This is a genomic window from Erwinia sp. MYb416, assembly GCF_037479575.1.
GTDB classification, from domain to species: domain Bacteria; phylum Pseudomonadota; class Gammaproteobacteria; order Enterobacterales; family Enterobacteriaceae; genus Erwinia; species Erwinia rhapontici.
Window position 1 is genome coordinate 1 of sequence record NZ_JBBGYT010000440.1, and the last position, 21321, is coordinate 21321.

A 21321-nucleotide genomic window follows, 5' to 3' on the forward strand; every position below is an offset into this window, starting at 1 on the left:
AGTCTGGACCGTGTCTCAGTTCCAGTGTGGCTGGTCATCCTCTCAGACCAGCTAGGGATCGTCGCCTAGGTGAGCCATTACCCCACCTACTAGCTAATCCCACCTGGGCACATCCGATGGTGTGAGGCCCGAAGGTCCCCCACTTTGGTCCGAAGACGTTATGCGGTATTAGCTACCGTTTCCAGTAGTTATCCCCCTCCATCGGGCAGTTTCCCAGGCATTACTCACCCGTCCGCCACTCGTCACCCAAGGAGCAAGCTCCTCTGTGCTACCGTTCGACTTGCATGTGTTAGGCCTGCCGCCAGCGTTCAATCTGAGCCATGATCAAACTCTTCAATTAAAAGTTCGATTTGCTGCAACAAGTGCAGCGATGCTCAAGTGTAAAACGTCATAATGAATTTCATTATGTGTTCACTCTTAAGACTTGATATTTTTTTGTCACCCGGAGGTGACTGATATCAATCCTGCGAGTGCCCACACAGATTGTCTGATAAATTGTTAAAGAGCGGTGCAATCAGTGCCGAAGCTTCCTGTTGCGAGGTGGCGTATATTACGCTTTCCTCCTTCGGAGTCAACTTCTTTTTGAGAAGTTTTTTCCGGCGGTTCAGATGCTTCCTGAACCTCCTGAGCCGCTGGCCGTAAGCCGTTGTGCCGTCTCAGTGGTTGCGCATTATAGGCAGTTCTCGACGGGTGACAAGGGCTAATTTGCGATAATTTGACTGTTTGCTGCAATCCCCAGCAAAACCCCTGCTTATACCCGCTTATGCACAAACTTATCCACATTCGTCGTATGACCACAATTTTGACGAGCATCGCGCAATCGTTTTCGCTACAATGCCCGCGCGTAACGGAAGCCCCTTCAGGGGCGTTACATGAACCTTACTCTCTGTTTTCTTCCTATATAGAAGAAAGAGAAAGTCTAAGCTTCATATAACGCTCTTTATATGCGATCCAAAGCCAAGGGATAAATCATGCAACAACGTCGTCCTATACGCCGCGCGCTGCTCAGCGTGTCTGATAAAGCCGGTATCCTCGAATTCGCTCAGGCGCTTTCTCAACGTGGCGTCGAGCTGCTCTCCACTGGCGGCACTGCACGCATGCTGGCAGATGCCGGCCTGCCTGTTACTGAAGTGTCTGACTACACCGGTTTCCCGGAAATGATGGATGGACGCGTCAAAACGCTGCACCCGAAAGTGCATGGTGGCATTTTAGGACGCCGCGGTCAGGATGATGCCATCATGGCTGAACACAGCATCTCACCGATTGATATGGTCGTCGTTAACCTCTATCCATTTGCCGAAACCGTTGCCCGTGAAGGTTGTTCGCTGGAAGATGCGGTTGAGAACATCGATATCGGTGGCCCAACCATGGTGCGCTCCGCCGCCAAGAACCACAAAGACGTGGCGATTGTGGTCAAGAGCAGTGACTATCAGGCCATCGTTGCCGAACTGGATGCCAACGATAACTCCCTGACGCTGTCCACACGTTTCGATCTGGCGATTAAAGCCTTCGAACACACCGCCGCCTATGACAGCATGATCGCCAACTACTTCGGTAGCCTGGTTCCTGCTTATCACGGTGACTCCACTGAACCTTCCGGTCGCTTCCCTCGGACTCTTAATCTGAACTTCATTAAGAAGCAGGATATGCGTTACGGTGAGAACAGCCATCAGGATGCTGCCTTCTATATAGAAGAGAATGTTAGCGAGGCTTCTGTCGCAACAGCACAGCAGGTCCAGGGCAAGGCACTCTCTTATAACAACATCGCCGATACCGATGCGGCGCTGGAGTGTGTGAAAGAGTTTGACCAGCCAGCCTGCGTCATCGTCAAGCATGCTAACCCCTGTGGCGTAGCAGTTGGCGGTTCAATTCTTGATGCCTACGAGCGCGCCTACAAAACTGACCCGACGTCTGCTTTCGGCGGCATTATTGCTTTCAACCGCGAGCTGGACGAAACCACTGCGCAGGCCATTATCAGCCGCCAGTTCGTTGAAGTGATTATCGCCCCTTCTGCGACTGAAGCCGCACTGAAAGTGACTGCCGCGAAACAGAACGTGCGTGTACTGACGTGCGGCCAGTGGCAGCAGCGTCAGGCCGGTCTGGACTTCAAACGTGTTAACGGTGGCTTGTTAGTACAGGATCGTGACCTCGGAATGGTAAACGAAAGCCAGCTGCGCGTGGTTAGCCAGCGTCAGCCTACCGAGCAGGAACTGCGTGATGCGCTGTTCTGCTGGAAAGTGGCGAAGTTCGTCAAGTCCAACGCCATCGTCTATGCACGTGACAATATGACCATCGGCATAGGCGCTGGCCAGATGAGCCGCGTTTACTCCGCCAAAATTGCCGGTATCAAAGCCGCCGATGAAGGTCTGGAAGTCAACGGCTCGTCTATGGCCTCCGATGCATTCTTCCCGTTCCGCGATGGGATCGATGCCGCTGCTGCGGTTGGCATCACCTGCGTGATCCAACCGGGTGGATCGATTCGTGATGATGAAGTGATCGCTGCCGCTGACGAACACGGCATTGCGATGATCTTCACCGACATGCGCCACTTCCGCCATTAATTACGGAGCTTCAGATGAAAATTTTAGTGATTGGTAATGGCGGCCGCGAACATGCGCTGGCCTGGAAAGCCGCTCAGTCTCCACTGGCTGATACCGTTTTTGTTGCTCCTGGTAATGCGGGCACCGCGCTGGAGCCTGCGTTACAAAACGTGGCGATCAGCCCGACAGATATTCCTGCCCTGCTGGCTTTTGCCCGCGATGAGAAGATCGATCTGACTATCGTTGGCCCGGAAGCACCGCTGGTCATCGGCGTAGTAGATGCGTTTCGCGCAGCCGGCCTGAAGATCTTTGGCCCAACCCAGGCCGCTGCACAGCTGGAAGGATCTAAAGCGTTCACGAAGGACTTCCTGGCACGCCACAAGATCCCAACCGGCGAATACCAGAACTTTACCGAGGTGGAGCCTGCTCTGGCTTACGTTCGTCTGAAAGGCGCACCGATTGTCATCAAGGCCGATGGTCTGGCGGCAGGTAAAGGTGTGATTGTGGCCATGACGTTGCAGGAAGCCGAAGACGCCATTCAGGATATGCTGGCAGGCAACGCTTTTGGCGATGCGGGTCACCGTATTGTGGTGGAAGAGTTCCTCGACGGCGAAGAAGCCAGCTTTATCGTGATGGTCGATGGCGAGAACGTGCTGCCAATGGCCACCAGCCAGGATCATAAACGCGTTGGTGATGGTGATACCGGGCCGAATACCGGTGGCATGGGCGCTTACTCTCCAGCCCCCGTGGTCACAGATGAAATCCACCAGCGTGTGATGGACGAAGTGATCTGGCCAACCGTACGCGGAATGGCGGGTGAAGGGAATGTTTATACCGGCTTCCTGTATGCAGGCCTGATGATCGATAAAAGTGGTCAGCCGAAAGTGATCGAATTCAACTGCCGCTTTGGCGATCCAGAAACTCAACCGATCATGCTGCGTCTGCAATCCGATCTGGTCGATCTTTGCCTGGCGGCCGTTGATGGCAAACTGAATGAAAAAGATTCAGTCTGGGATCCCCGTCCATCACTGGGTGTGGTGCTGGCCGCTGGCGGCTACCCGGGAGATTACGTTAACGGTGAGCAGATCCATGGCCTGCCTCTGGAAGAAGTGGCGGATGGCAAAGTGTTCCATGCTGGCACCACACTGCTGGACGAGCTGGTCGTGACCAATGGTGGCCGCGTTCTCTGCGTTACTGCGTTGGGCGAAGACGTTGCTGCAGCACAGAAACGTGCTTATGAGCTTGCCAAACCGATCTCATGGAAAGGGAGCTTCTGCCGTAAAGATATCGGTTACCGCGCGATAGACCGTAAATAACGCATCGAAGCGGATCGTCGATCCGCTTTGACCGATTCAGCATCAAGGCGATCAACGATCGCCTTTTTTATGCTTAAAATCCCTCTTCTTTCGGTTCCGTCTTGCAGAAGTCACTGGCAGACACCAACAGCAGCTGCGTGCCTGCCGGAGCCTCCAGCCAGGCGATACTCACCGGGCCGGACGTGTCTCGCTGCTGACGGGCGATACGACCCAGCTCAGTCTGATCCAGCTCAGGTCGCACTGTTTTCCCCTGACAGGTGGTGATTGTGCCATCCTGTTGCCAGCTACCCTGCCTGAGCAATACATTCCCTGAGAGCAAATCATCACTGATTTTTAGCATCCGCTGGGCATCAAACTGATACAGCGCAATCTCATCCGCAGAGAGGGCTTCGCGCCGCCCGGACAACTGGCGTTGCATAAAGCTCAGGCTGCCGTCCTGGTCAAAGCGCAGCGTCACATCGTCAGGCTTATCACCGATAACATGACGTTCTACCGAAACCAGCTTGCCCTGCTGCCAGAGATAGTCGCTGGTTTCCGTAGCGGCACCATTAAACGGGGTATATACCGTCATCAGATGTGAAACCTGCTCGTGCTGGTTCTTACGCCAGATGCGCACCGTACCCCGATCGGCAAGATAGCCGCTGGCGGTAAAGTCCGGCAGATCAGAATGCGAACTACAGCCTGCTAACAGAATTAGCATGCCAAGAGAGAGTCGTTGGACTACAGAAGTCAGTTTCATGCGAAAAGAGTATCACAACAGCGGTAAAGCAGAAGAAACCGTTAGCGGGTAAACGGAGGTTTATCGAGATATGGCGGAGGAGCAGCAGGCAGTGAAAGGATACGGAATGATCCACGCAGGGGGAGAGATAAACAAAAGGGGCGAATTCGCCCCCCTGTTTAAACTCTTCACCGTCAGACGATTACTTAACAGCGTCTTTCAGTGCTTTACCAGATACAAATGCCGGTACGTTTGCAGCGGCAATTTTGATCTCATTACCAGTCTGCGGGTTGCGGCCAGTACGCTCAGCACGGTGGTTAACTTTAAAGGTACCAAAACCAACCAGTTGTACAGCATCACCGTCTTTCAGAGACTCAGTAATCGCAGCCAGGGTGGATTCCAGAGCAGCTTTAGCCTGGGTCTTAGACAGGTCCGCTTTGTCCGCAATTACATCAATCAGTTGAGTCTTGTTCATAAGTTATCCTTACAGTGTATTTATCGCTTGCTAAGCATCAAGTGCGAGGGAAAAACCAGATTCTGGCACTCTCCTGCATACACGCACCGATAGCCACATTTTTCAGCCCCCCAAATGTAGACCAGACTGGGGGCGAATGTGAAGCCCAAAGGCGCTACAAATCAGGCCTGAAGTCACGTTTTGTCGCCTTACTGCTGAAAATTTATACCGATGTTACTAATACCGGATTCACGCAGGTCGGATCGTAACCCTTTTATCAGCTCCAGGTCCCTGTCCTCGCAGGCGGCGAGCAGGCGGAATATCTCCCACTGGATGTCCCATTCCTCTTCAACGGCAGGATTCACCTTCAGCTCTTCTTCGGTCATTTCGCGACCTGCCTGGGTCATTTCCAGCATTGCCACCGTCGTAATTGACGTCTCGCTCACGGCAATAGCATGGACCAGCGTTTCACCGCTCAAACGAGAATGCAGCAACTCGCTGAGCGCCACACAGGCATCAATTGCCGGGTAAACGCCATACAGATCGTAGTCGTCGGCTGAAGGGATCGCTTCTTCCAGTTTTTCCAGCTGGCTGTCAAAGTTCACTTTCGCGTCTTTCACCACCAGGGTTTCCCATAAAAGATCGAGAATACGGCGGTAAAGCTGGCCATCACCAAAACCGGTTTGCTGGCAAAATGCACGGTAGTTGGGCACCATGCGTTCACACAGACAAGCCATAAAAGTAACGTGCTGCCAGCTTTCCAGCTTTTCCAGCCGCAGATGAATCGGGTTACGTAACATATCGGGATCTCAGAATTAATGCACTTGCCGCAGTGTACCTGAAAAGCCACAGGGCAGCACGGTTAACCCCGGGACAGCGCGGTAAAAGCCGTGCGGCGCGAGGCAACAGCATCCGCCCAGCGCGTAGGCTCAGGCAGACGATAGCCCTGTAAACAACGCTGCACCCAGTCAAGTGCTGTTGCATGGCTTACGCGGTGTCCGGGAGAGATAAACAGAGGATTACAGCGAGCCTTGCTGCGCAGCACAAAGCCCAGCAACTCATCGTGGTCCATCAGAGGCTGGCAACTGCCCGGTTCTGCTGCCGGGGGGGCGAATTTTCCACACAGGCGTTTTTTCGCCACGCCAATGGTAGGGACGTCGACCAGTAGGCCAAAGTGGCTGGCCACACCAAGACGACGAGGATGAGCCACTCCGTGTCCATCAACGAATAACAGGTCGGGATGATTGGACAGTTGTTTCCACGCCGCTTGCAGAGCAGGTGTTTCACGAAATGACAGGAAACCGGGAATATAGGGCATCGTCGTAGCAACACGCGCCACCTGATGCTCAATAACCTGAAGTGAGGGATATTCCAGAATCACCAGGGCGGCGCGTGTCACCGCACCACTCTGTTCAAACCCCACATCTGCGCCACCAATCAGGCGGGGAGGCATTACATCAAAGTCATCCTGACATCTCACGTCCGCTGCACGCTGACGCTGCTCGTCACGTAATGCTGCAATATCCATATTTCCCCCTAACTGATTACTCCTGGTGGTAAGGACGTGAGAGCTTGTGCACTGCCTCGACGAACACACCGGCGTTTTCTGGTGGTACATCCTGATGAATACCGTGGCCAAGGTTGAACACATGCCCTTCGCCCTGACCAAAGCCCTCAAGAATGCCCGCCACTTCCTGCTCAATACGCTCAGGAGCGGCATACAACATCGATGGGTCCATATTGCCCTGCAACGCGACCTTATGGCCCACACGGCGACGTGCGTCGGCAATATCCGTTGTCCAGTCAAGGCCCAGCGCATCACAACCTGTTGCGGCCATCGCTTCCAGCCATTGCCCGCCACCTTTAGTAAACAAGGTAACGGGTACACGGCGCCCCTCATTTTCATGCAGCAAACCATCAACGATTTTGTGCATGTAGTGGAGCGAAAACTCCAGGTAGTCGCGTCCGGTCAATACGCCGCCCCAGGTGTCAAAAATCATCACTGACTGGGCACCTGCGCGGATCTGAGCATTGAGATACAGCGTGACACTGTCGGCCAGCTTATCCAGCATCAGATGCAGCGTTTTCGGCTCGGCGTACATCATCTTTTTCAGTTTGGTAAACGCTTTGCTGCTGCCGCCTTCCACCATATAGGTTGCCAGCGTCCACGGGCTGCCAGAAAACCCGATCAGCGGCACGTCGCCGTTGAGGTTTTTGCGGATGGTACGTACCGCATTCATCACATAACCCAGCTCCTGCTCCGGGTCAGGAACAGGCAATTTTTCAACGTCAGCGCGGCAGGTGACAGGAGAGGAAAAACGTGGGCCTTCACCTGCTTCAAAATACAGTCCCAGTCCCATCGCATCGGGAATGGTCAGGATATCGGAGAACAGGATCGCCGCATCCAGCGCATAACGCCGCAGAGGTTGCAGCGTAACTTCACAGGCCAGTTCCGCGTTTTTACACAGCGACATAAAGTCACCAGCTACAGCGCGAGTTGCTTTGTACTCCGGCAGATAACGTCCGGCCTGACGCATCATCCATACCGGGGTAACATCCACTGGCTGGCGCAGCAATGCGCGCAGATATCGATCGTTCTTCAGTTCACTCATCACGAGACTCTCTCACCATACAGGCTGCTAGTGTAACATTTATTGGAATTGACGATGATCGACCACTCGAAAAATTGAGCTAACCAGGCACACCCGCCCCTGAATGCATCGTGAACAACGACAGGGGAAAGATGAAATTTAGCGAAATAACAACAGCTTTCCCTTACTTTTAATTGCCAGCCGCCACATTTCTTCCTGGTGAACTATCGATTTTTCCCTGCGTGTTTTCAACAGCGATAAGAGAAGGTGAACTGTCGCCCATAGTGACCATCCGTTTTTTTTCTTTCTTCTCCACCGGCAACTGTGGCTCTTCAATCTGATGAGAATTTCCTATAAATACCCCACCTTTCTCAATGGAGAACTCGGTGGCGAACACTTCACCTTCAATCCTGCCACGCGACATAATAACAACCGTCCTGGCATAACAGCTTCCTTTCAGCAGACCATTGACCACCAGCTTAACGGACTTTACTGTTCCGACAACCTGACCTTCCTTACCAATCTGCGTCATTTTCTGGCTGGTCAGGTCCCCTTCAACAACACCATTGATTGAAATATTGTTTTCGTTGGTCATTTCGCCCCGTAATACAGTACCAATAGAGATCACTGTTTCTTTCGTATTACTGTCATCATACGAAGGAGCAAGGGGTGATACATTTTGTTCCAGCTTGACCTGTGAAGATAAATTCTCATTTGACTGAGGCTCTGCCTTGCGATTGAAATTAAACACGTTTTTAATCGTCCTTTTATTGTATAGAAAGGGGATAGCTAGCAGCATAATCAGGCACACCATAACACCCAGAGAAATTAATAAGGTCGTTCTTATTGATAGCGCAAAGGCAAGTATACTTATGCTCCAGCAAGACCAGATTCCCCACAGATAACATTGTTTTTTCGTCTCAGACATTGTATTCACTCACAACGTACGGAACCTCATGCACAAGACTCAGCCGCTGACGTCATTATTAAGCTGAGGACGTGATCGCGTCATCGTTAACCAGAAAGTCATTTCTGGAAAGCAGCACCGAATTAAATAAATGTGAATAGAAGAAAACACCAGTAAAATTAACGGGTGGAATATCACTTTTTAAGCATTTTTAATGAAACCACTCTTTATTATGATAAGCGGCGCAGTTTATGGCATGGAATGATATTTGAATTCACTGCAAATATAAAGTCGTGTTTGTTTATATTATTTAAATAAAGCAATAACTCTCCTGACTCAAAAAATGAACCAGGAGAATATATCGCTAAAAAACCTTTATCAGAAAAAAACATTAAAAACAGTATTATTCGGCTTCTGCGCGACATATTGCGACAGTGTCTTCAATCAGCCTGCGAGCCACCGTTCCTGCTGGAGGTAACTGCGGCAACGCATCGTAACGATACCACCCCGCAGACAGCAGTTCTTTTGGATCAATATTGATATCACCGCCAGCATAGTCGGCCATAAACGCCATCATCAGTGACTGGGGGAAAGGCCAGGGTTGAGAAGAGACATAGCGCAGATTCTTCACACGGATGCTGCTTTCCTCCATCACTTCACGTGCTACCGTTTGCTCAAGGGTTTCGCCCACCTCGACAAAGCCAGCCAGTACCGTGAAAATCCCGTTACGGTGCCGCGTATGCTGCGCCAGCAAAATCTCTTCGCCCCGGCGGATCGCCACGATAATGCAAGGTGCAATTTGCGGATAGTAACGCTGCCGGCAATGCCCGCAGAGACACGCCCATTCGGTTTTGCTGGGGTGCATTTCATGGCCACAGTAGCCACACCAACGGTGTGAACGATAGAATTCTGATAACTGAATACCGCGTCCGGCAAGTTGGAACAGGCCCGTATCTTGATCGAGCAACTGGCGTAGCGATCCCATATCCTGAGGATACGTACCGCGGATCAGCCACACTTTCTCGCCCTGCCACTCTCCAATCGGCGCCCCTGATCGCCCTGTCAGGCCCAATGAGCCCGCATCACCATGCGGCAGCTCACCTTTTGGTAACCAAATTTTATGTTCCTGGCTGACAACCCACCAGCCAGCGTCTACGCTTAAAATTTCCTGTTCCATCATTTTGCTCATCATCCTCAGCTTAAAGACTGGATTGAGGTCAGACGTTAAAATATAACATTCACGGAGTTGAACATGCTTAACCAGTTAGAAGTCCTCACCGCGCGCGTCGGCGGATGCAGTGAGCTGGTAGACTTCTGCCTGCGCTCCCGCAAGCAGTTGCTGGTTACCTATTACCAAATGGCTGGCATTAAGCCTAACAAGGAAACGCTGACGACGCTCGATGAAAACGCGCTGGATACATTCTGCCAGCATCTGGTGGACTACCTTTCCACCGGTCATTTCACCGTCTACGAACGTTTTATCAAGGAACTGGAAGGGACCGAGCAACTGGCGAAAGCGTCGTTAATCTACCCCTCTTTAAAAGCCAATACCGATCAGATAATGGAGATTTATGATTCGCATCTGGAAACAGCCATCGATGATGATAACTGCGTTGAATTTCAGCGGGCATTATCGGTAGTCGGTGAAGCGCTGGAGGCTCGATTTACGTTGGAGGATAAATTCATCAAGCTGGCTCTAGAAAAAAATGATGATAATCAAAGCGCTGCCAACTCGTGCTCGCTTGCTCGCCCTGCCTGATTCGTTATCAGAATGTGAACTTCTTGTAGTTTCCAAAAAGCCCCTTTATGCTTGAGGGGTAAGGGCGAGGCATGCCTCACCCTTACGTTGACTGAAAAACCAGTCGATATCTTGTCGGAGTGCCCCAGGGCTGAGACCGTTAATTCGGGATCCGCGGAACCTGATCAGGTTAGTACCTGCGAAGGGAACAAGAGTAAATCAGCTATTACGGTGTGATACCGTATTTTGTCACATCGTTCTCATTACTCCCGCCTCCAGGCAAGCAAACTTCCGCATTATTATCAGGAACTTGCTATGTCTACCGTTGAAAAACCTTTCATTGAGAAAAAAAACAGCCGCCGGGAACAGCGTGCAGAAGCACAGCAGTTTATCGACTCCCTGCAGGGCACTGCCTTCCCCAATTCAAAACGCATTTACCTGACCGGCTCGCAGCCGGATATCCGTGTGCCGATGCGCGAAATTCAACTGAGCCCGACCACCGTGGGCGGTAGCAAAGACGAACCGCTGCTGGAAGCGAATGAACCGATACCGGTCTACGATACAGCGGGTCCCTACGGCGATCCGGCGGCGGCGATTGATGTTCACAAAGGGCTAAATCCGCTGCGCAGCACCTGGATCATCAAACGGGGTGATACCGAACAGATCGCTGAACTCAGCTCTACCTACACCCAGCAACGCCTCGAAGATGAAGGGCTGGATCATCTGCGTTTTGATAATTTGCCACGTCCGCGCCGGGCGCTGGAAGGCCGCTGTGTCACTCAGATGCACTATGCCCGGCTGGGCATGATCACCCCGGAAATGGAATTTATCGCTCTCCGTGAAAATATGGGACGAGAACGCATTCGCGGCGAGGTGCTGCTGCAACAGCATCCTGGTCACAGCTTTGGTGCACAGTTGCCTGAAAATATCACTGCTGAGTTCGTTCGCCAGGAGGTTGCTGCAGGACGCGCGATTATCCCGGCCAATATTAATCACCCGGAATCGGAGCCGATGATTATCGGTCGCAACTTTCTGGTGAAAATTAACGCCAATATCGGCAATTCCGCGGTCAGCTCTTCCATCGAAGAAGAGGTGGAAAAACTGGTGTGGTCAGCCCGCTGGGGGGCAGATACGGTGATGGACCTTTCCACCGGGCGTTATATTCACGAAACCCGCGAGTGGATCCTGCGTAACAGCCCGGTGCCGATTGGCACGGTGCCCATCTATCAGGCGCTGGAAAAAGTGAACGGTGTGGCAGAGGACCTCAACTGGGAAATTTTCCGCGACACACTGCTGGAACAAGCTGAACAGGGCGTTGATTACTTTACTATTCATGCGGGTGTGCTGCTGCGCTATGTACCGATGACCGCCAAACGCCTGACCGGTATCGTTTCGCGCGGCGGCTCAATTATGGCGAAATGGTGCCTGTCTCACCATAAAGAGAGTTTCCTCTATCAGCATTTCCGCGACATCTGTGAAATCTGCGCCGCCTACGATGTTTCGCTGTCGCTGGGCGATGGCCTGCGCCCGGGTTCCATTCAGGATGCCAACGATGAAGCACAGTTCGCAGAATTACGCACGTTGGGCGAACTGACCAAAATTGCCTGGGAATATGACGTCCAGGTGATGATTGAAGGCCCTGGGCATGTGCCCATGCAGATGATTCGCGTCAATATGACGGAACAGCTTGAGCACTGTCACGAAGCCCCGTTTTATACGCTGGGGCCCCTGACGACAGATATTGCTCCGGGTTATGACCACTTCACTTCCGGTATTGGCGCCGCCATGATCGGCTGGTTTGGCTGCGCGATGTTATGTTACGTGACACCCAAAGAACACCTCGGCCTGCCGAACAAAGAGGATGTCAAACAGGGATTGATTACCTATAAAATCGCAGCCCATGCCGCCGACCTGGCGAAAGGCCATCCCGGAGCACAGATTCGTGATAACGCCATGTCGAAAGCGCGTTTCGAATTCCGCTGGGAAGATCAGTTTAATCTCGCCCTCGATCCGCACACTGCCCGTGCATATCACGATGAAACCCTGCCGCAGGAATCCGGCAAAGTGGCACACTTCTGCTCAATGTGTGGACCCAAATTCTGTTCAATGAAGATCACCCAGGAAGTGCGTGAATACGCCGCACGTCAGGAGGCCGAAGCACGGCCGATCGAAATAGGTATGGCACAGATGTCTGACGAGTTTCGTCACCGTGGCAGTGAACTGTATCATCGCGCCGACACCCTGAAATCAGAGGAACAAATATGAGTCGTGGAGCTTTTACCCCAACCAATGCCAGATTGGGTCTTTATCCGGTGGTCGATACGGTGGAGTGGATTGAACGCCTGCTTGATGCGGGCGTACGTACACTGCAGCTGCGCATTAAAGACTGTGCAGAGCATGAAGTGGAGCAGCAGATCGTTGATGCCATTGCCTTGGGTAAACGCTATCAAGCCCGCCTGTTTATTAATGACTACTGGCGTTTAGCGATAAAACATCAGGCTTACGGCATCCATCTGGGTCAGGAAGATCTGGATGTTGCCGATCTGGATGCCATTCATGCTGCCGGACTGCGCCTCGGTCTTTCAACCCATGACGATGCCGAACTGGATCGCGCGCTGGCCGAAAAACCTTCCTATATTGCCCTGGGCCACGTATTTCCAACCCAGACAAAAGCCATGCCCTCTGATCCGCAGGGACTGGAAGAATTAACGCGCCACATAAAGCGACTGAAGGGGATCTCTACCGTGGCTATCGGTGGGATCAGTCTGGAACGTATTCCCCAGGTGCTGGCCACCGGGGTGGGCAGTGTTGCTGTGGTGAGCGCGATTACACAAGCCAGCGACTGGCGTGCGGCGACGCATCAGCTACTGGACCTGGTCGAGCCACAGAACACCCCACATTCCTGACATCATTATAAATATCGGTAAAAAGCGTTCGGGCAGGTGCTCGGCACGTTCGAGGCTCAGGGCGCGTTTCGCAATAAAATGCAATCTGCTGCAACACGGAAAAACAGGGCTGAAGACATTACGCAGCCTTGTTTATTCACGCTTTTATCGGGAAATGCAGCCGCTATAGTGGCCGTGCGGGGGCAATCCTGCCATCCGCCAGGGTCAGTAGTTTTCCTTCTCACTGACCCTGCCTTCACCCTCTTCTTGCACCTGCGAGGATACCGGAGCACAGGCCAGCACTGCCCGCTCTACCGCCGCCCCCAGCACCTCCAGAGCACGTTCGGTTTTATCGGTAAACGACTGCGCATAGCTGAGGCGCAGGCAGTTGCGGTATTTACCTGATGCTGAGAACAGCGATCCGACAGCAATCTGAATATGGGAAGCACGTAGATCCTGGTTCAGGCGCAGCGCATCAAAAGGTTCTGGCAGTTCGACCCAAATCAGAAATCCTCCCTGAGGACGAGTCACGCAGATCCCACAGGGAAAGTGATGCCGCACCCGCCGGGTGAACGTCTCCAGGCTACGCTGATAGTAACTGCGCATACGCCGCAGATGAGGCTGGTAATACCCCTGGCGAATAAAAGCGGCGACCGCCATCTGTGTCTGAGTGGCCGTTGAACCCGTGCTGATATATTTCATATGCAAAACACGATCAAAATAACGCCCCGGCACCACCCACCCCACCCGCAGGCCAGGTGCCAGCGTTTTAGAAAATGAGCTGCACAGCAGAACACGACCATCCATATCCAGCGACTTGATGGTGACCGGACGAGGATAGTCAAAAGCGAGTTCGCCATAGACATCATCTTCAATGATCGCGGCATCAAAGCGTTGCGCCAGCGTCAGTAATGCCTGCTTACGCTGCACTGGCATCACAAACCCCAGCGGGTTGTTGCAGTTTGGCACCACCACCACGGCACTAATCGGCCATTGCTCAAACGCCAGCTCCAGCGCTTCCAGACTGATGCCGGTAACGGAATCCGTAGGAATTTCGATAGCGCGGATCCCAAAACCGCGCAGGGTTTGCATGGTGCCGTGAAAGGCTGGTGACTCCACGGCAATAATATCCCCCGGCTGGCATACCGCTCTGATCGATACCGACAGCGCTTCATGGCAACCCGTGGTAATCACAATGTCGTCGGCGGTGACCTGGCAGCCGCTGTCGATCATCAGGCGCGCGACCTGTTCACGCAGTTCCGGCACACCATACAGATTATCGTAACTCAACAGCCTTGGGTCCTGCTGCTGCCCAAGGCGACTGATAATTTTCCACAGCGGCTTGAGCGTAGGAGAATCAATATTCGGCATACCGCTTCCGAGCTGAAGCATATCGTCATCCAGCCGGGCATTGAGCAGATCCATCACCGCATCCCACTGGGTGATCTCCACCGGGCGCTGAACCGGGCGAGTGATCGGCGGCAGCGGCGGTGCCGCCTTGCGTGGGGTGACAAAGTAGCCGGATCTGGGCTGTGGCGTAATCAGCTGTTTCTCTTCAAGCAGATAGTAAGCCTGCTGAACCGTGCTGATGCTGACGCCATGTTCGCCACTGAGTGAACGTACGGATGGCAATCGCTCGCCGGCCTGATACAACCCTTGCTCAATACGTTGAGCCAGCAGTTCTGCCAGCCGTTGATAACGTGTCATCGTATGCTCCACTCCCACTCTATTTTGGATAAACCAGTACAGATAGCGGTAATAATCACCATTCAGTCACACTATCTCGCAATCTGTATGTCAATAAAAGGTGTTTTTTGCATCTGTATCATAACGGTGTTTATCGACAAAATAGTCGTCATACCCGAGGTGATGAGGAGGCAGTGATGGAATTTGATGAGAACAGAGCAGCGAAGCCATTTAGCTGGACGCTGATTAACGCAATCTTTCTTATGCCTTATCATCGCTGGCAGGCAAGACGCATACGTTCCTGCACCCGCAAGATTCTGTCGCGTCTGAGTGATGCGCAACTGAAGGATATCGGACTGACCTGTGAGGATGTCCGCAACTTATAGTGATGTGGCCTGGGTCGAAGGATGTACCCGAGGGCAACGCGGCCGTCCTGCTGCGTTGCCCCTTTTTTATGGCGATGTGGTTATCAGTTACCGCGATAGGTAGAGTAACCGTACTGACTCAGCAGCAGAGGAATGTGGTAGTGGCTGTCACTGTTCTCCACATGAAAGATCACCGGGATCTCCGGGAAGAAAGTCGGCTGCTTTTGCTGTTTGTAGTAATCACCGGTTTTGAAGACCACTTTGTAGTCACCCGCAGCCATCGTTTTCCCAGCCGGATAGAGTGCCGGGATACGTCCGTTTTTATCCGTGACGCCAGAAGCCAGTTTCACCCACCCCTGCTTTTGCTGCTGTTCGAGTTCAACCGTCACACCGGAGGTCGGTACACCGGTCTGCAGGTTAAGCACGTGCACGCTCAGCGGATTCTTCATCCCTTGATCACCGGCAGCCAGTACAGGCAGAGAAGCACTGACCAGGCTGGTCAGTACCAGGGCTTTAACAATCTTCATGTCGGACTCCTTAGTATTAATGTCGGCATGAAGATAGCAGTCGTCGCCTTTAGCGACGACTTTAGCGCCAAATATGTGAAATTTCCCAGAAGCTTAGGGGAAAAGAGGAAGTCAGAATGCTTCCTCTTAAAGAGGGATTATTCAGTTCCTGCCGTCGCCCAAACGGATGGCCAGTCTCCTGGCTCGCCGCCATTGCAGCTCTGCTGATTGTTATAGTGTGTCAGATGGAATGTCTTACCATCATATTTCCAACCGCCATTATCTCCACAGTCAGCAATACCGCGCCCGCGCCCGGAATAATACAGCTCACCCGTTTGCGGATCGTAGCTTGCTTCAGTAAACCAGCTCATCACCCTGGGTTTGCCGTCTTCATCATTTCCGGGTAATGGCAGGGTCAGCTGCTTTGAGTCCTGGGGATTATTGCGCTCACTGATAAACAGCATACTGGAAGACTGATAAGCTCCCAGACCACAATTGACCAGCACCAGAGCCTGCTTGTCATTCAGTGGCTGCGCTTCACTGCGCTCACGTGCTTCTTTGTCCGGCTCACAGCTCTCTTTCGCCAGCAGTTTGCTGTTAGCCTCAATCGCACCGTCGATTAACGCAGCGGCGTTGGTCAAAGGAATGACTCTGGGCACTGGGAAGTTCAGCACCGCCGGGACAGGCCGTGCCGGCACCATCGAAGGTTCATTATTCCCCACTTTCAGCAGCGCGGTCTGATTCCCTAATCGCCCCTGTCGTTCATCCACCAGCAGCAGTGCCGCATTGAGCCCGCCGAGGGAGGCAGCTTCAGAATCGGGTGTACCGGGTGTGAGCGCAATGGTCAGAGCATTTTTAGTGGCCTGAACCCACTGCTGTACATCAGCCAGTTTTTCACTGCCGCCCGCGCTATAGTCATCACTGATTTTTGACGGTGAAATCTCAATGTTGGAATGCCAGGGTTTGCCATCCAGCCAGATCCCTGTCGGTTTCTGATCGCCCCATTGCTGAAAATTGAGGGAAGGCTGAGACTCTGCACCAGCCTTACGCTTGATGATAATCCGCAATACCTCATCGGTATTGCGCACCTCACAGTCATTGAGATTGTTGCAAGTCACCTGCCAGTTTTTAAACGTCTTTTGCACCGGGGCATTAGCCCACTCTTCTGCCTGAGCGCCTGCGCTTAATCCCAGCAGTGCCAGCGCCATCACAACCTTATTATTTTGCATTTTTTATCCATGTGATTTTGTTTAGTCGAAAAAAAACCCCGCCGAAGCGAGGTTTTTTATTATGCCACAGGCCGTTGACGATTAATCGTCATTACCGCCCAGGTTTCCTGCGTTAAGCAGTTCAGCCAGGCTGGCAGAGGCTTCATCGGCAGTCACTACTGGCACGATTGGCGCTTCGCCCGCGGCTTTACGACGCATACGATCCTGATGATACGCGTAACCGGTACCGGCTGGAATCAGACGGCCAACGATAACGTTCTCTTTCAGGCCGCGCAGTTCGTCGCGTTTGCCCGCAACGGCTGCTTCGGTCAGTACGCGCGTGGTTTCCTGGAACGAAGCCGCAGAGATAAACGACTCGGTTGCCAGGGAAGCTTTGGTGATACCCAGCAGATCGCGTGCAAATGTTGCAGAGATCTTGCCGTTAGCTTCCAGTTCGCGGTTAGCGATCTTAACGCGTGAGAACTCAACCTGCTCGCCGTCGAGGAAGTCAGTGCTTCCCGCGCTTGAGATGGTTGCTTTACGCAGCATCTGACGAACGATGACTTCGATGTGCTTATCGTTAATCTTAACGCCTTGCAGACGGTAAACTTCCTGCACTTCGTTAGTGATATAACGGGTCACCGCATGCACGCCACGCAGACGCAGAATGTCATGTGGAGATTCTGGGCCATCGGAAACCACGTCACCGCGCTCTACGCGTTCACCTTCGAACACGTTCAGCTGACGCCATTTCGGAATCATCTCTTCGTAATGATCGCTACCGTCGATCGGCGTGATCACCAGACGACGCTTCCCTTTGGTTTCTTTACCGAAGGAAATGATGCCGCTGATCTCAGCCAGGATTGCCGGCTCTTTCGGACGACGGGCTTCGAACAGGTCAGCAACGCGTGGCAGACCACCGGTGATGTCCTTGGTACCGCCAGATTCCTGAGGTACACGCGCCAGGGTGTCACCAGAACTGATCTTGATGCCATCTTCCAACTGGACGATTGCTTTACCCGGTAAGAAGTACTGGGCAGGCATATCAGAGCCAGGGATCATGACATCATTGCCGTTAGCATCAACGATTTTCAGCGCTGGACGCAGATCTTTACCACCGGCAGTACGTTCAGCACTGTCCAGAATCACCAGAGAAGAAAGACCGGTCAGGTCGTCCGTCTGGCGGGTAATGGTCTGACCGTCAATCATGTCAGTGAAGCGAATGAAACCGCTCACTTCGGTGATGACCGGCATGGTGTGTGGATCCCAGTTTGCTACGGTCTCGCCCGCTGCAACCTGCTCGCCGTCACCTTTCGCCATGGTTGAACCGTAAGGAACTTTATAGCTCTCTTTGGTACGACCAAATTCGTCGATCATTTTCAGTTCAACGTTACGCGAGGTGATCACCAGCTTGCCAGCGGAGTTCGTTACCGACTTGGCGTTGATCAGTTTCAGCGTACCTTTGTTCTTCACCTGAATGCTGGATTCAGCAGCCGCACGAGATGCCGCACCACCGATGTGGAACGTACGCATCGTCAGCTGTGTACCCGGCTCACCGATGGACTGTGCTGCGATAACGCCGATGGCCTCACCTTTGTTGATGATGTGACCACGTGCCAGGTCGCGACCATAGCAGTGAGCACACACACCGAAGTCAGTTTCGCAGCTTACTACGGAACGCACTTTCAGGCTGTCAACAGAGTGTTCTTCCAACAGGTCACACTGCTGTTCGTGCAGCAGAGTGTTACGCGGCAGCAGGATGTCAGCAGTACCTGGCTTGATCACGTCTTCTGCGGTCACACGACCCAGTACACGCTCACGCAGCGGCTCTTTAACATCACCACCTTCGATGACCGGAGTCATCATGATACCTTCGCGTGTACCACAGTCATCTTCAGTCACAACCAGATCCTGCGCGACGTCAACCAGACGACGAGTCAGATAACCGGAGTTAGCTGTTTTCAGTGCGGTATCCGCAAGACCTTTACGCGCACCGTGCGTGGAGATGAAGTACTGGAGTACGTTCAGACCTTCACGGAAGTTCGCGGTGATCGGCGTTTCGATGATGGAGCCATCTGGCTTAGCCATCAGACCACGCATACCGGCCAGCTGACGAATCTGCGCTGCAGAACCACGAGCACCGGAGTCGGCCATCATAAAGATGCTGTTGAAGGAAACCTGACGCTCTTCCACGCCATCGCGGTTGATCACGAGTTCGGTAGAGAGGTTTTCCATCATCGCTTTAGCAACGCGTTCGTTGGCCGCAGCCCAAATATCGATCACTTTGTTATAGCGTTCGCCAGCGGTAACCAGACCAGACTGGAACTGCTGCTGAATCTCAGCCACTTCCGCTTCCGCTTCGGTGATGATTTCCACTTTCTTAGCCGGGATAACCATGTCGTCGATGCCCACAGACGCGCCTGAGCGTGCTGCATAGGCAAAGCCGGTGTACATGGTCTGGTCAGCAAAGATAACCGTTGGTTTCAGACCCAGGATGCGGTAACAGGTGTTCAGCATCTTGGAGATCGCTTTTTTACCCAACGCCTGGTTGACGATAGAGTAAGGCAGACCTTTTGGTACGATCATCCACAGGATCGCACGACCAATGGTGGTGTCGATGATGCTGGTTTTAGCAACCCACTCATCCTGCTCGTTTTTCTCGTGTTCGGTGATACGCACCTTAACGCGAGCGTGCAGAGACGCATGGCCAGAGCGGTAAACACGCTCAGCTTCTTTCGGGCCAGTCAGCACCATGCCTTCGCCTTTGGCGTTAACACAGTCGCGGGTCATGTAGTACAGACCCAGTACAACGTCCTGAGAAGGAACGATGATTGGCTCGCCGTTCGCAGGTGACAGGATGTTGTTGGTAGACATCATCAGCGCACGCGCTTCCAGCTGAGCTTCCAGCGTCAGCGGTACGTGTACTGCCATCTGGTCACCATCGAAGTCGGCGTTGTATGCCGCACAGACCAGCGGGTGAAGCTGAATCGCTTTACCTTCGATCAGTACTGGCTCAAACGCCTGGATGCCCAGACGGTGCAGAGTTGGTGCACGGTTCAGCAGGACCGGGTGTTCGCGGATCACTTCATCCAGGATATCCCAGACGACGGATTCTTCGCGCTCAACCATTTTCTTAGCGGCTTTGATGGTGGTAGCAAGACCACGCAGTTCCAGCTTGCCGTAGATAAACGGTTTGAACAGCTCCAGTGCCATTTTCTTCGGCAGACCACACTGATGCAGACGCAGGTATGGACCTACAGTGATAACCGAACGACCAGAGTAGTCGACACGTTTACCCAGCAAGTTCTGACGGAAACGACCCTGCTTACCTTTGATCATATCGGCCAAAGATTTCAGAGGACGTTTGTTAGAACCGGTGATCGCACGACCGCGACGGCCGTTATCCAGCAACGCATCGACCGCTTCCTGCAACATACGTTTTTCGTTACGTACGATGATATCTGGCGCAGCCAGATCCAGCAGGCGTTTCAGACGGTTGTTACGGTTAATCACGCGACGATACAGATCGTTCAGATCCGACGTAGCGAAACGACCGCCGTCCAGCGGTACCAGAGGACGCAGGTCCGGTGGCAGAACAGGCAGCACGGTCAGGATCATCCATTCTGGTTTGTTACCAGACTGTACGAACGCTTCCAGCAGCTTGATGCGCTTGGTCAGTTTTTTACGCTTGGTTTCGGAGTTCGTTTCGTTCAACTCTTCACGCAGAGTTTCACATTCTTGTTCCAGGTCCATGTTTTTCAACAGAGCCTGGATCGCTTCCGCACCCATTTTAGCGTCGAATTCGTCACCAAACTCTTCCAGCGCGTCGAGATACTGCTCTTCAGTCAGGATCTGGCGCTTTTCGAGGTTGGTCATGCCGCCTTCAATCACTACGTAAGATTCGAAGTAAAGAACACGTTCGATATCACGCAGTGGCATATCCAGCAGTAAACCGATGCGCGAAGGCAGCGATTTCAGGAACCAGATGTGCGCAGTAGGCGAAGCCAGCTCAATGTGGCCCATGCGCTCACGGCGAACTTTGGTCTGTGTAACTTCAACGCCACACTTCTCACAGATCACACCGCGATGTTTCAAGCGCTTGTACTTACCGCACAGGCACTCGTAGTCTTTTACTGGCCCGAAAATACGCGCACAGAAAAGCCCGTCACGTTCAGGTTTGAACGTACGGTAGTTGATGGTTTCCGGCTTTTTAACTTCGCCAAAAGACCATGAACGGATCATATCTGGCGATGCCAGAGCGATCTTGATCGCATCAAACTCTTCGGTCTTAGTTTGCGCTTTCAGAAACTTAAGTAAGTCTTTCACGGATTAGCTCCCGTCGGAGTGAGACTTCTCAGAGACGCCCGGAGTGACCCGGGCGCCCTGTAACCAGTACAGCAGATGCGA

17 protein-coding genes, 1 rRNA gene and 1 riboswitch are annotated in these 21321 nt (G+C 52.8%); of the genes, 6 read left to right on the top strand and 12 right to left on the bottom strand.

The window, feature by feature from the left end; all coding sequences use genetic code 11:
* Positions 1 to 340, bottom strand: a 16S ribosomal RNA gene (locus WH277_RS22990); the annotation flags it as partial.
* A gap of 631 nt (positions 341 to 971) precedes the next feature.
* Between WH277_RS22990 and purH the strand changes: the two genes are divergently transcribed.
* Positions 972 to 2561 (top strand): bifunctional phosphoribosylaminoimidazolecarboxamide formyltransferase/IMP cyclohydrolase, encoded by a 1590-nt coding sequence (purH, locus tag WH277_RS22995; protein WP_159338613.1) that lies wholly within the window; start codon positions 972 to 974, stop codon positions 2559 to 2561.
* A gap of 14 nt (positions 2562 to 2575) precedes the next feature.
* Complete coding sequence (purD, locus tag WH277_RS23000) at positions 2576 to 3856, top strand: phosphoribosylamine--glycine ligase (protein WP_133846985.1); 1281 nt, start codon at positions 2576 to 2578, stop codon at positions 3854 to 3856.
* A gap of 73 nt (positions 3857 to 3929) precedes the next feature.
* Here purD and WH277_RS23005 read toward each other — a convergent pair whose 3' ends face one another.
* From WH277_RS23005 to nudC, 7 genes are all read right to left on the bottom strand, one after another.
* Positions 3930 to 4556 carry a DUF1481 domain-containing protein gene (locus tag WH277_RS23005; RefSeq protein ID WP_420361232.1) on the bottom strand — a complete coding sequence of 209 codons (627 nt, stop codon included), beginning with the start codon at positions 4554 to 4556 and terminating at the stop codon, positions 3930 to 3932.
* Positions 4557 to 4776: 220 nt separating this feature from the next.
* Positions 4777 to 5049: a nucleoid-associated protein HU-alpha gene (gene hupA, locus WH277_RS23010; RefSeq protein WP_133846987.1), complete on the bottom strand. Its 273-nt coding sequence runs from the start codon at positions 5047 to 5049 to the stop codon at positions 4777 to 4779.
* A 188-nt stretch (positions 5050 to 5237) separates the two neighbouring features.
* Positions 5238 to 5828 carry a YjaG family protein gene (locus WH277_RS23015; protein WP_133846988.1) on the bottom strand — a complete coding sequence of 197 codons (591 nt, stop codon included), beginning with the start codon at positions 5826 to 5828 and terminating at the stop codon, positions 5238 to 5240.
* 62 nt (positions 5829 to 5890) lie between these two features.
* Positions 5891 to 6556: a deoxyribonuclease V gene (nfi, locus tag WH277_RS23020; protein ID WP_167864942.1), complete on the bottom strand. Its 666-nt coding sequence runs from the start codon at positions 6554 to 6556 to the stop codon at positions 5891 to 5893.
* Between the two features lie 16 nt (positions 6557 to 6572).
* Positions 6573 to 7640, bottom strand: a complete 1068-nt coding sequence (hemE, locus tag WH277_RS23025) for a uroporphyrinogen decarboxylase (protein WP_133846990.1) — start codon at positions 7638 to 7640, stop codon at positions 6573 to 6575.
* A gap of 169 nt (positions 7641 to 7809) precedes the next feature.
* Entirely contained in the window at positions 7810 to 8547 is a 738-nt protein-coding gene (locus WH277_RS23030; RefSeq protein ID WP_133846991.1) for a bactofilin family protein, read from the bottom strand.
* 382 nt (positions 8548 to 8929) lie between these two features.
* On the bottom strand, positions 8930 to 9703 hold the full coding sequence (gene nudC / locus WH277_RS23035) for an NAD(+) diphosphatase (protein ID WP_133847005.1): 774 nt from the start codon (positions 9701 to 9703) through the stop codon (positions 8930 to 8932).
* Positions 9704 to 9778: 75 nt separating this feature from the next.
* Between nudC and rsd the strand changes: the two genes are divergently transcribed.
* The 3 genes from rsd (at position 9779) to thiE (ending at position 13170) form a co-directional block, all read left to right on the top strand.
* Positions 9779 to 10285 (top strand): sigma D regulator, encoded by a 507-nt coding sequence (gene rsd, locus WH277_RS23040; RefSeq protein ID WP_133846992.1) that lies wholly within the window; start codon positions 9779 to 9781, stop codon positions 10283 to 10285.
* A 105-nt stretch (positions 10286 to 10390) separates the two neighbouring features.
* Positions 10391 to 10489, top strand: a riboswitch (TPP riboswitch).
* Positions 10490 to 10579: 90 nt separating this feature from the next.
* On the top strand, positions 10580 to 12529 hold the full coding sequence (thiC, locus tag WH277_RS23045) for a phosphomethylpyrimidine synthase ThiC (protein WP_339507085.1): 1950 nt from the start codon (positions 10580 to 10582) through the stop codon (positions 12527 to 12529).
* Positions 12526 to 13170 (top strand): thiamine phosphate synthase, encoded by a 645-nt coding sequence (gene thiE, locus WH277_RS23050; RefSeq protein ID WP_339507087.1) that lies wholly within the window; start codon positions 12526 to 12528, stop codon positions 13168 to 13170. The genes thiC and thiE overlap by 4 nt, the downstream gene beginning before the upstream one ends.
* 204 nt (positions 13171 to 13374) lie before the next feature.
* On the opposite strand, the gene WH277_RS23055 is transcribed toward thiE, so the two are convergent.
* Positions 13375 to 14856, bottom strand: a complete 1482-nt coding sequence (locus WH277_RS23055) for an aminotransferase-like domain-containing protein (protein WP_339507089.1) — start codon at positions 14854 to 14856, stop codon at positions 13375 to 13377.
* A 176-nt stretch (positions 14857 to 15032) separates the two neighbouring features.
* Here WH277_RS23055 and WH277_RS23060 point away from each other — a divergent pair, with 176 nt between their 5' ends.
* Positions 15033 to 15221: a DUF1127 domain-containing protein gene (locus WH277_RS23060; protein ID WP_167864937.1), complete on the top strand. Its 189-nt coding sequence runs from the start codon at positions 15033 to 15035 to the stop codon at positions 15219 to 15221.
* An 83-nt stretch (positions 15222 to 15304) separates the two neighbouring features.
* Here the strand turns inward: WH277_RS23060 and uraH are convergent, their stop codons facing one another.
* The 3 genes from uraH to rpoC all read right to left on the bottom strand — a co-directional run bounded on the left by uraH (position 15305) and on the right by rpoC (position 21240).
* Positions 15305 to 15727 (bottom strand): hydroxyisourate hydrolase, encoded by a 423-nt coding sequence (gene uraH, locus WH277_RS23065; protein ID WP_339507091.1) that lies wholly within the window; start codon positions 15725 to 15727, stop codon positions 15305 to 15307.
* 137 nt (positions 15728 to 15864) lie between these two features.
* On the bottom strand, positions 15865 to 16935 hold the full coding sequence (locus WH277_RS23070) for a DUF1176 domain-containing protein (RefSeq protein ID WP_133846998.1): 1071 nt from the start codon (positions 16933 to 16935) through the stop codon (positions 15865 to 15867).
* An 81-nt stretch (positions 16936 to 17016) separates the two neighbouring features.
* Positions 17017 to 21240, bottom strand: a complete 4224-nt coding sequence (gene rpoC, locus WH277_RS23075; RefSeq protein ID WP_133846999.1) for a DNA-directed RNA polymerase subunit beta' — start codon at positions 21238 to 21240, stop codon at positions 17017 to 17019.
* Positions 21241 to 21321: the final 81 nt, after the last annotated feature.

Bases quoted from the DNA above. Each gene is read 5' to 3' on its own strand.
- hupA (WP_133846987.1), bottom strand. From the start codon at position 5,049: ATGAACAAGACTCAACTGATTGATGTAATTGCGGACAAAGCGGACCTG.
- WH277_RS23030 (WP_133846991.1), bottom strand. From the start codon at position 8,547: ATGTCTGAGACGAAAAAACAATGTTATCTGTGGGGAATCTGGTCTTGC.
- purD (WP_133846985.1), top strand. From the start codon at position 2,576: ATGAAAATTTTAGTGATTGGTAATGGCGGCCGCGAACATGCGCTGGCC.
- uraH (WP_339507091.1), bottom strand. From the start codon at position 15,727: ATGAAGATTGTTAAAGCCCTGGTACTGACCAGCCTGGTCAGTGCTTCT.
- hemE (WP_133846990.1), bottom strand. From the start codon at position 7,640: ATGAGTGAACTGAAGAACGATCGATATCTGCGCGCATTGCTGCGCCAG.
- thiC (WP_339507085.1), top strand. From the start codon at position 10,580: ATGTCTACCGTTGAAAAACCTTTCATTGAGAAAAAAAACAGCCGCCGG.
- WH277_RS23060 (WP_167864937.1), top strand. From the start codon at position 15,033: ATGGAATTTGATGAGAACAGAGCAGCGAAGCCATTTAGCTGGACGCTG.
- nfi (WP_167864942.1), bottom strand. From the start codon at position 6,556: ATGGATATTGCAGCATTACGTGACGAGCAGCGTCAGCGTGCAGCGGAC.
- rsd (WP_133846992.1), top strand. From the start codon at position 9,779: ATGCTTAACCAGTTAGAAGTCCTCACCGCGCGCGTCGGCGGATGCAGT.
- WH277_RS23005 (WP_420361232.1), bottom strand. From the start codon at position 4,556: ATGCTAATTCTGTTAGCAGGCTGTAGTTCGCATTCTGATCTGCCGGAC.
- WH277_RS23070 (WP_133846998.1), bottom strand. From the start codon at position 16,935: ATGCAAAATAATAAGGTTGTGATGGCGCTGGCACTGCTGGGATTAAGC.
- purH (WP_159338613.1), top strand. From the start codon at position 972: ATGCAACAACGTCGTCCTATACGCCGCGCGCTGCTCAGCGTGTCTGAT.
- thiE (WP_339507087.1), top strand. From the start codon at position 12,526: ATGAGTCGTGGAGCTTTTACCCCAACCAATGCCAGATTGGGTCTTTAT.
- WH277_RS23015 (WP_133846988.1), bottom strand. From the start codon at position 5,828: ATGTTACGTAACCCGATTCATCTGCGGCTGGAAAAGCTGGAAAGCTGG.
- nudC (WP_133847005.1), bottom strand. From the start codon at position 9,703: ATGGAACAGGAAATTTTAAGCGTAGACGCTGGCTGGTGGGTTGTCAGC.
- WH277_RS23055 (WP_339507089.1), bottom strand. From the start codon at position 14,856: ATGACACGTTATCAACGGCTGGCAGAACTGCTGGCTCAACGTATTGAG.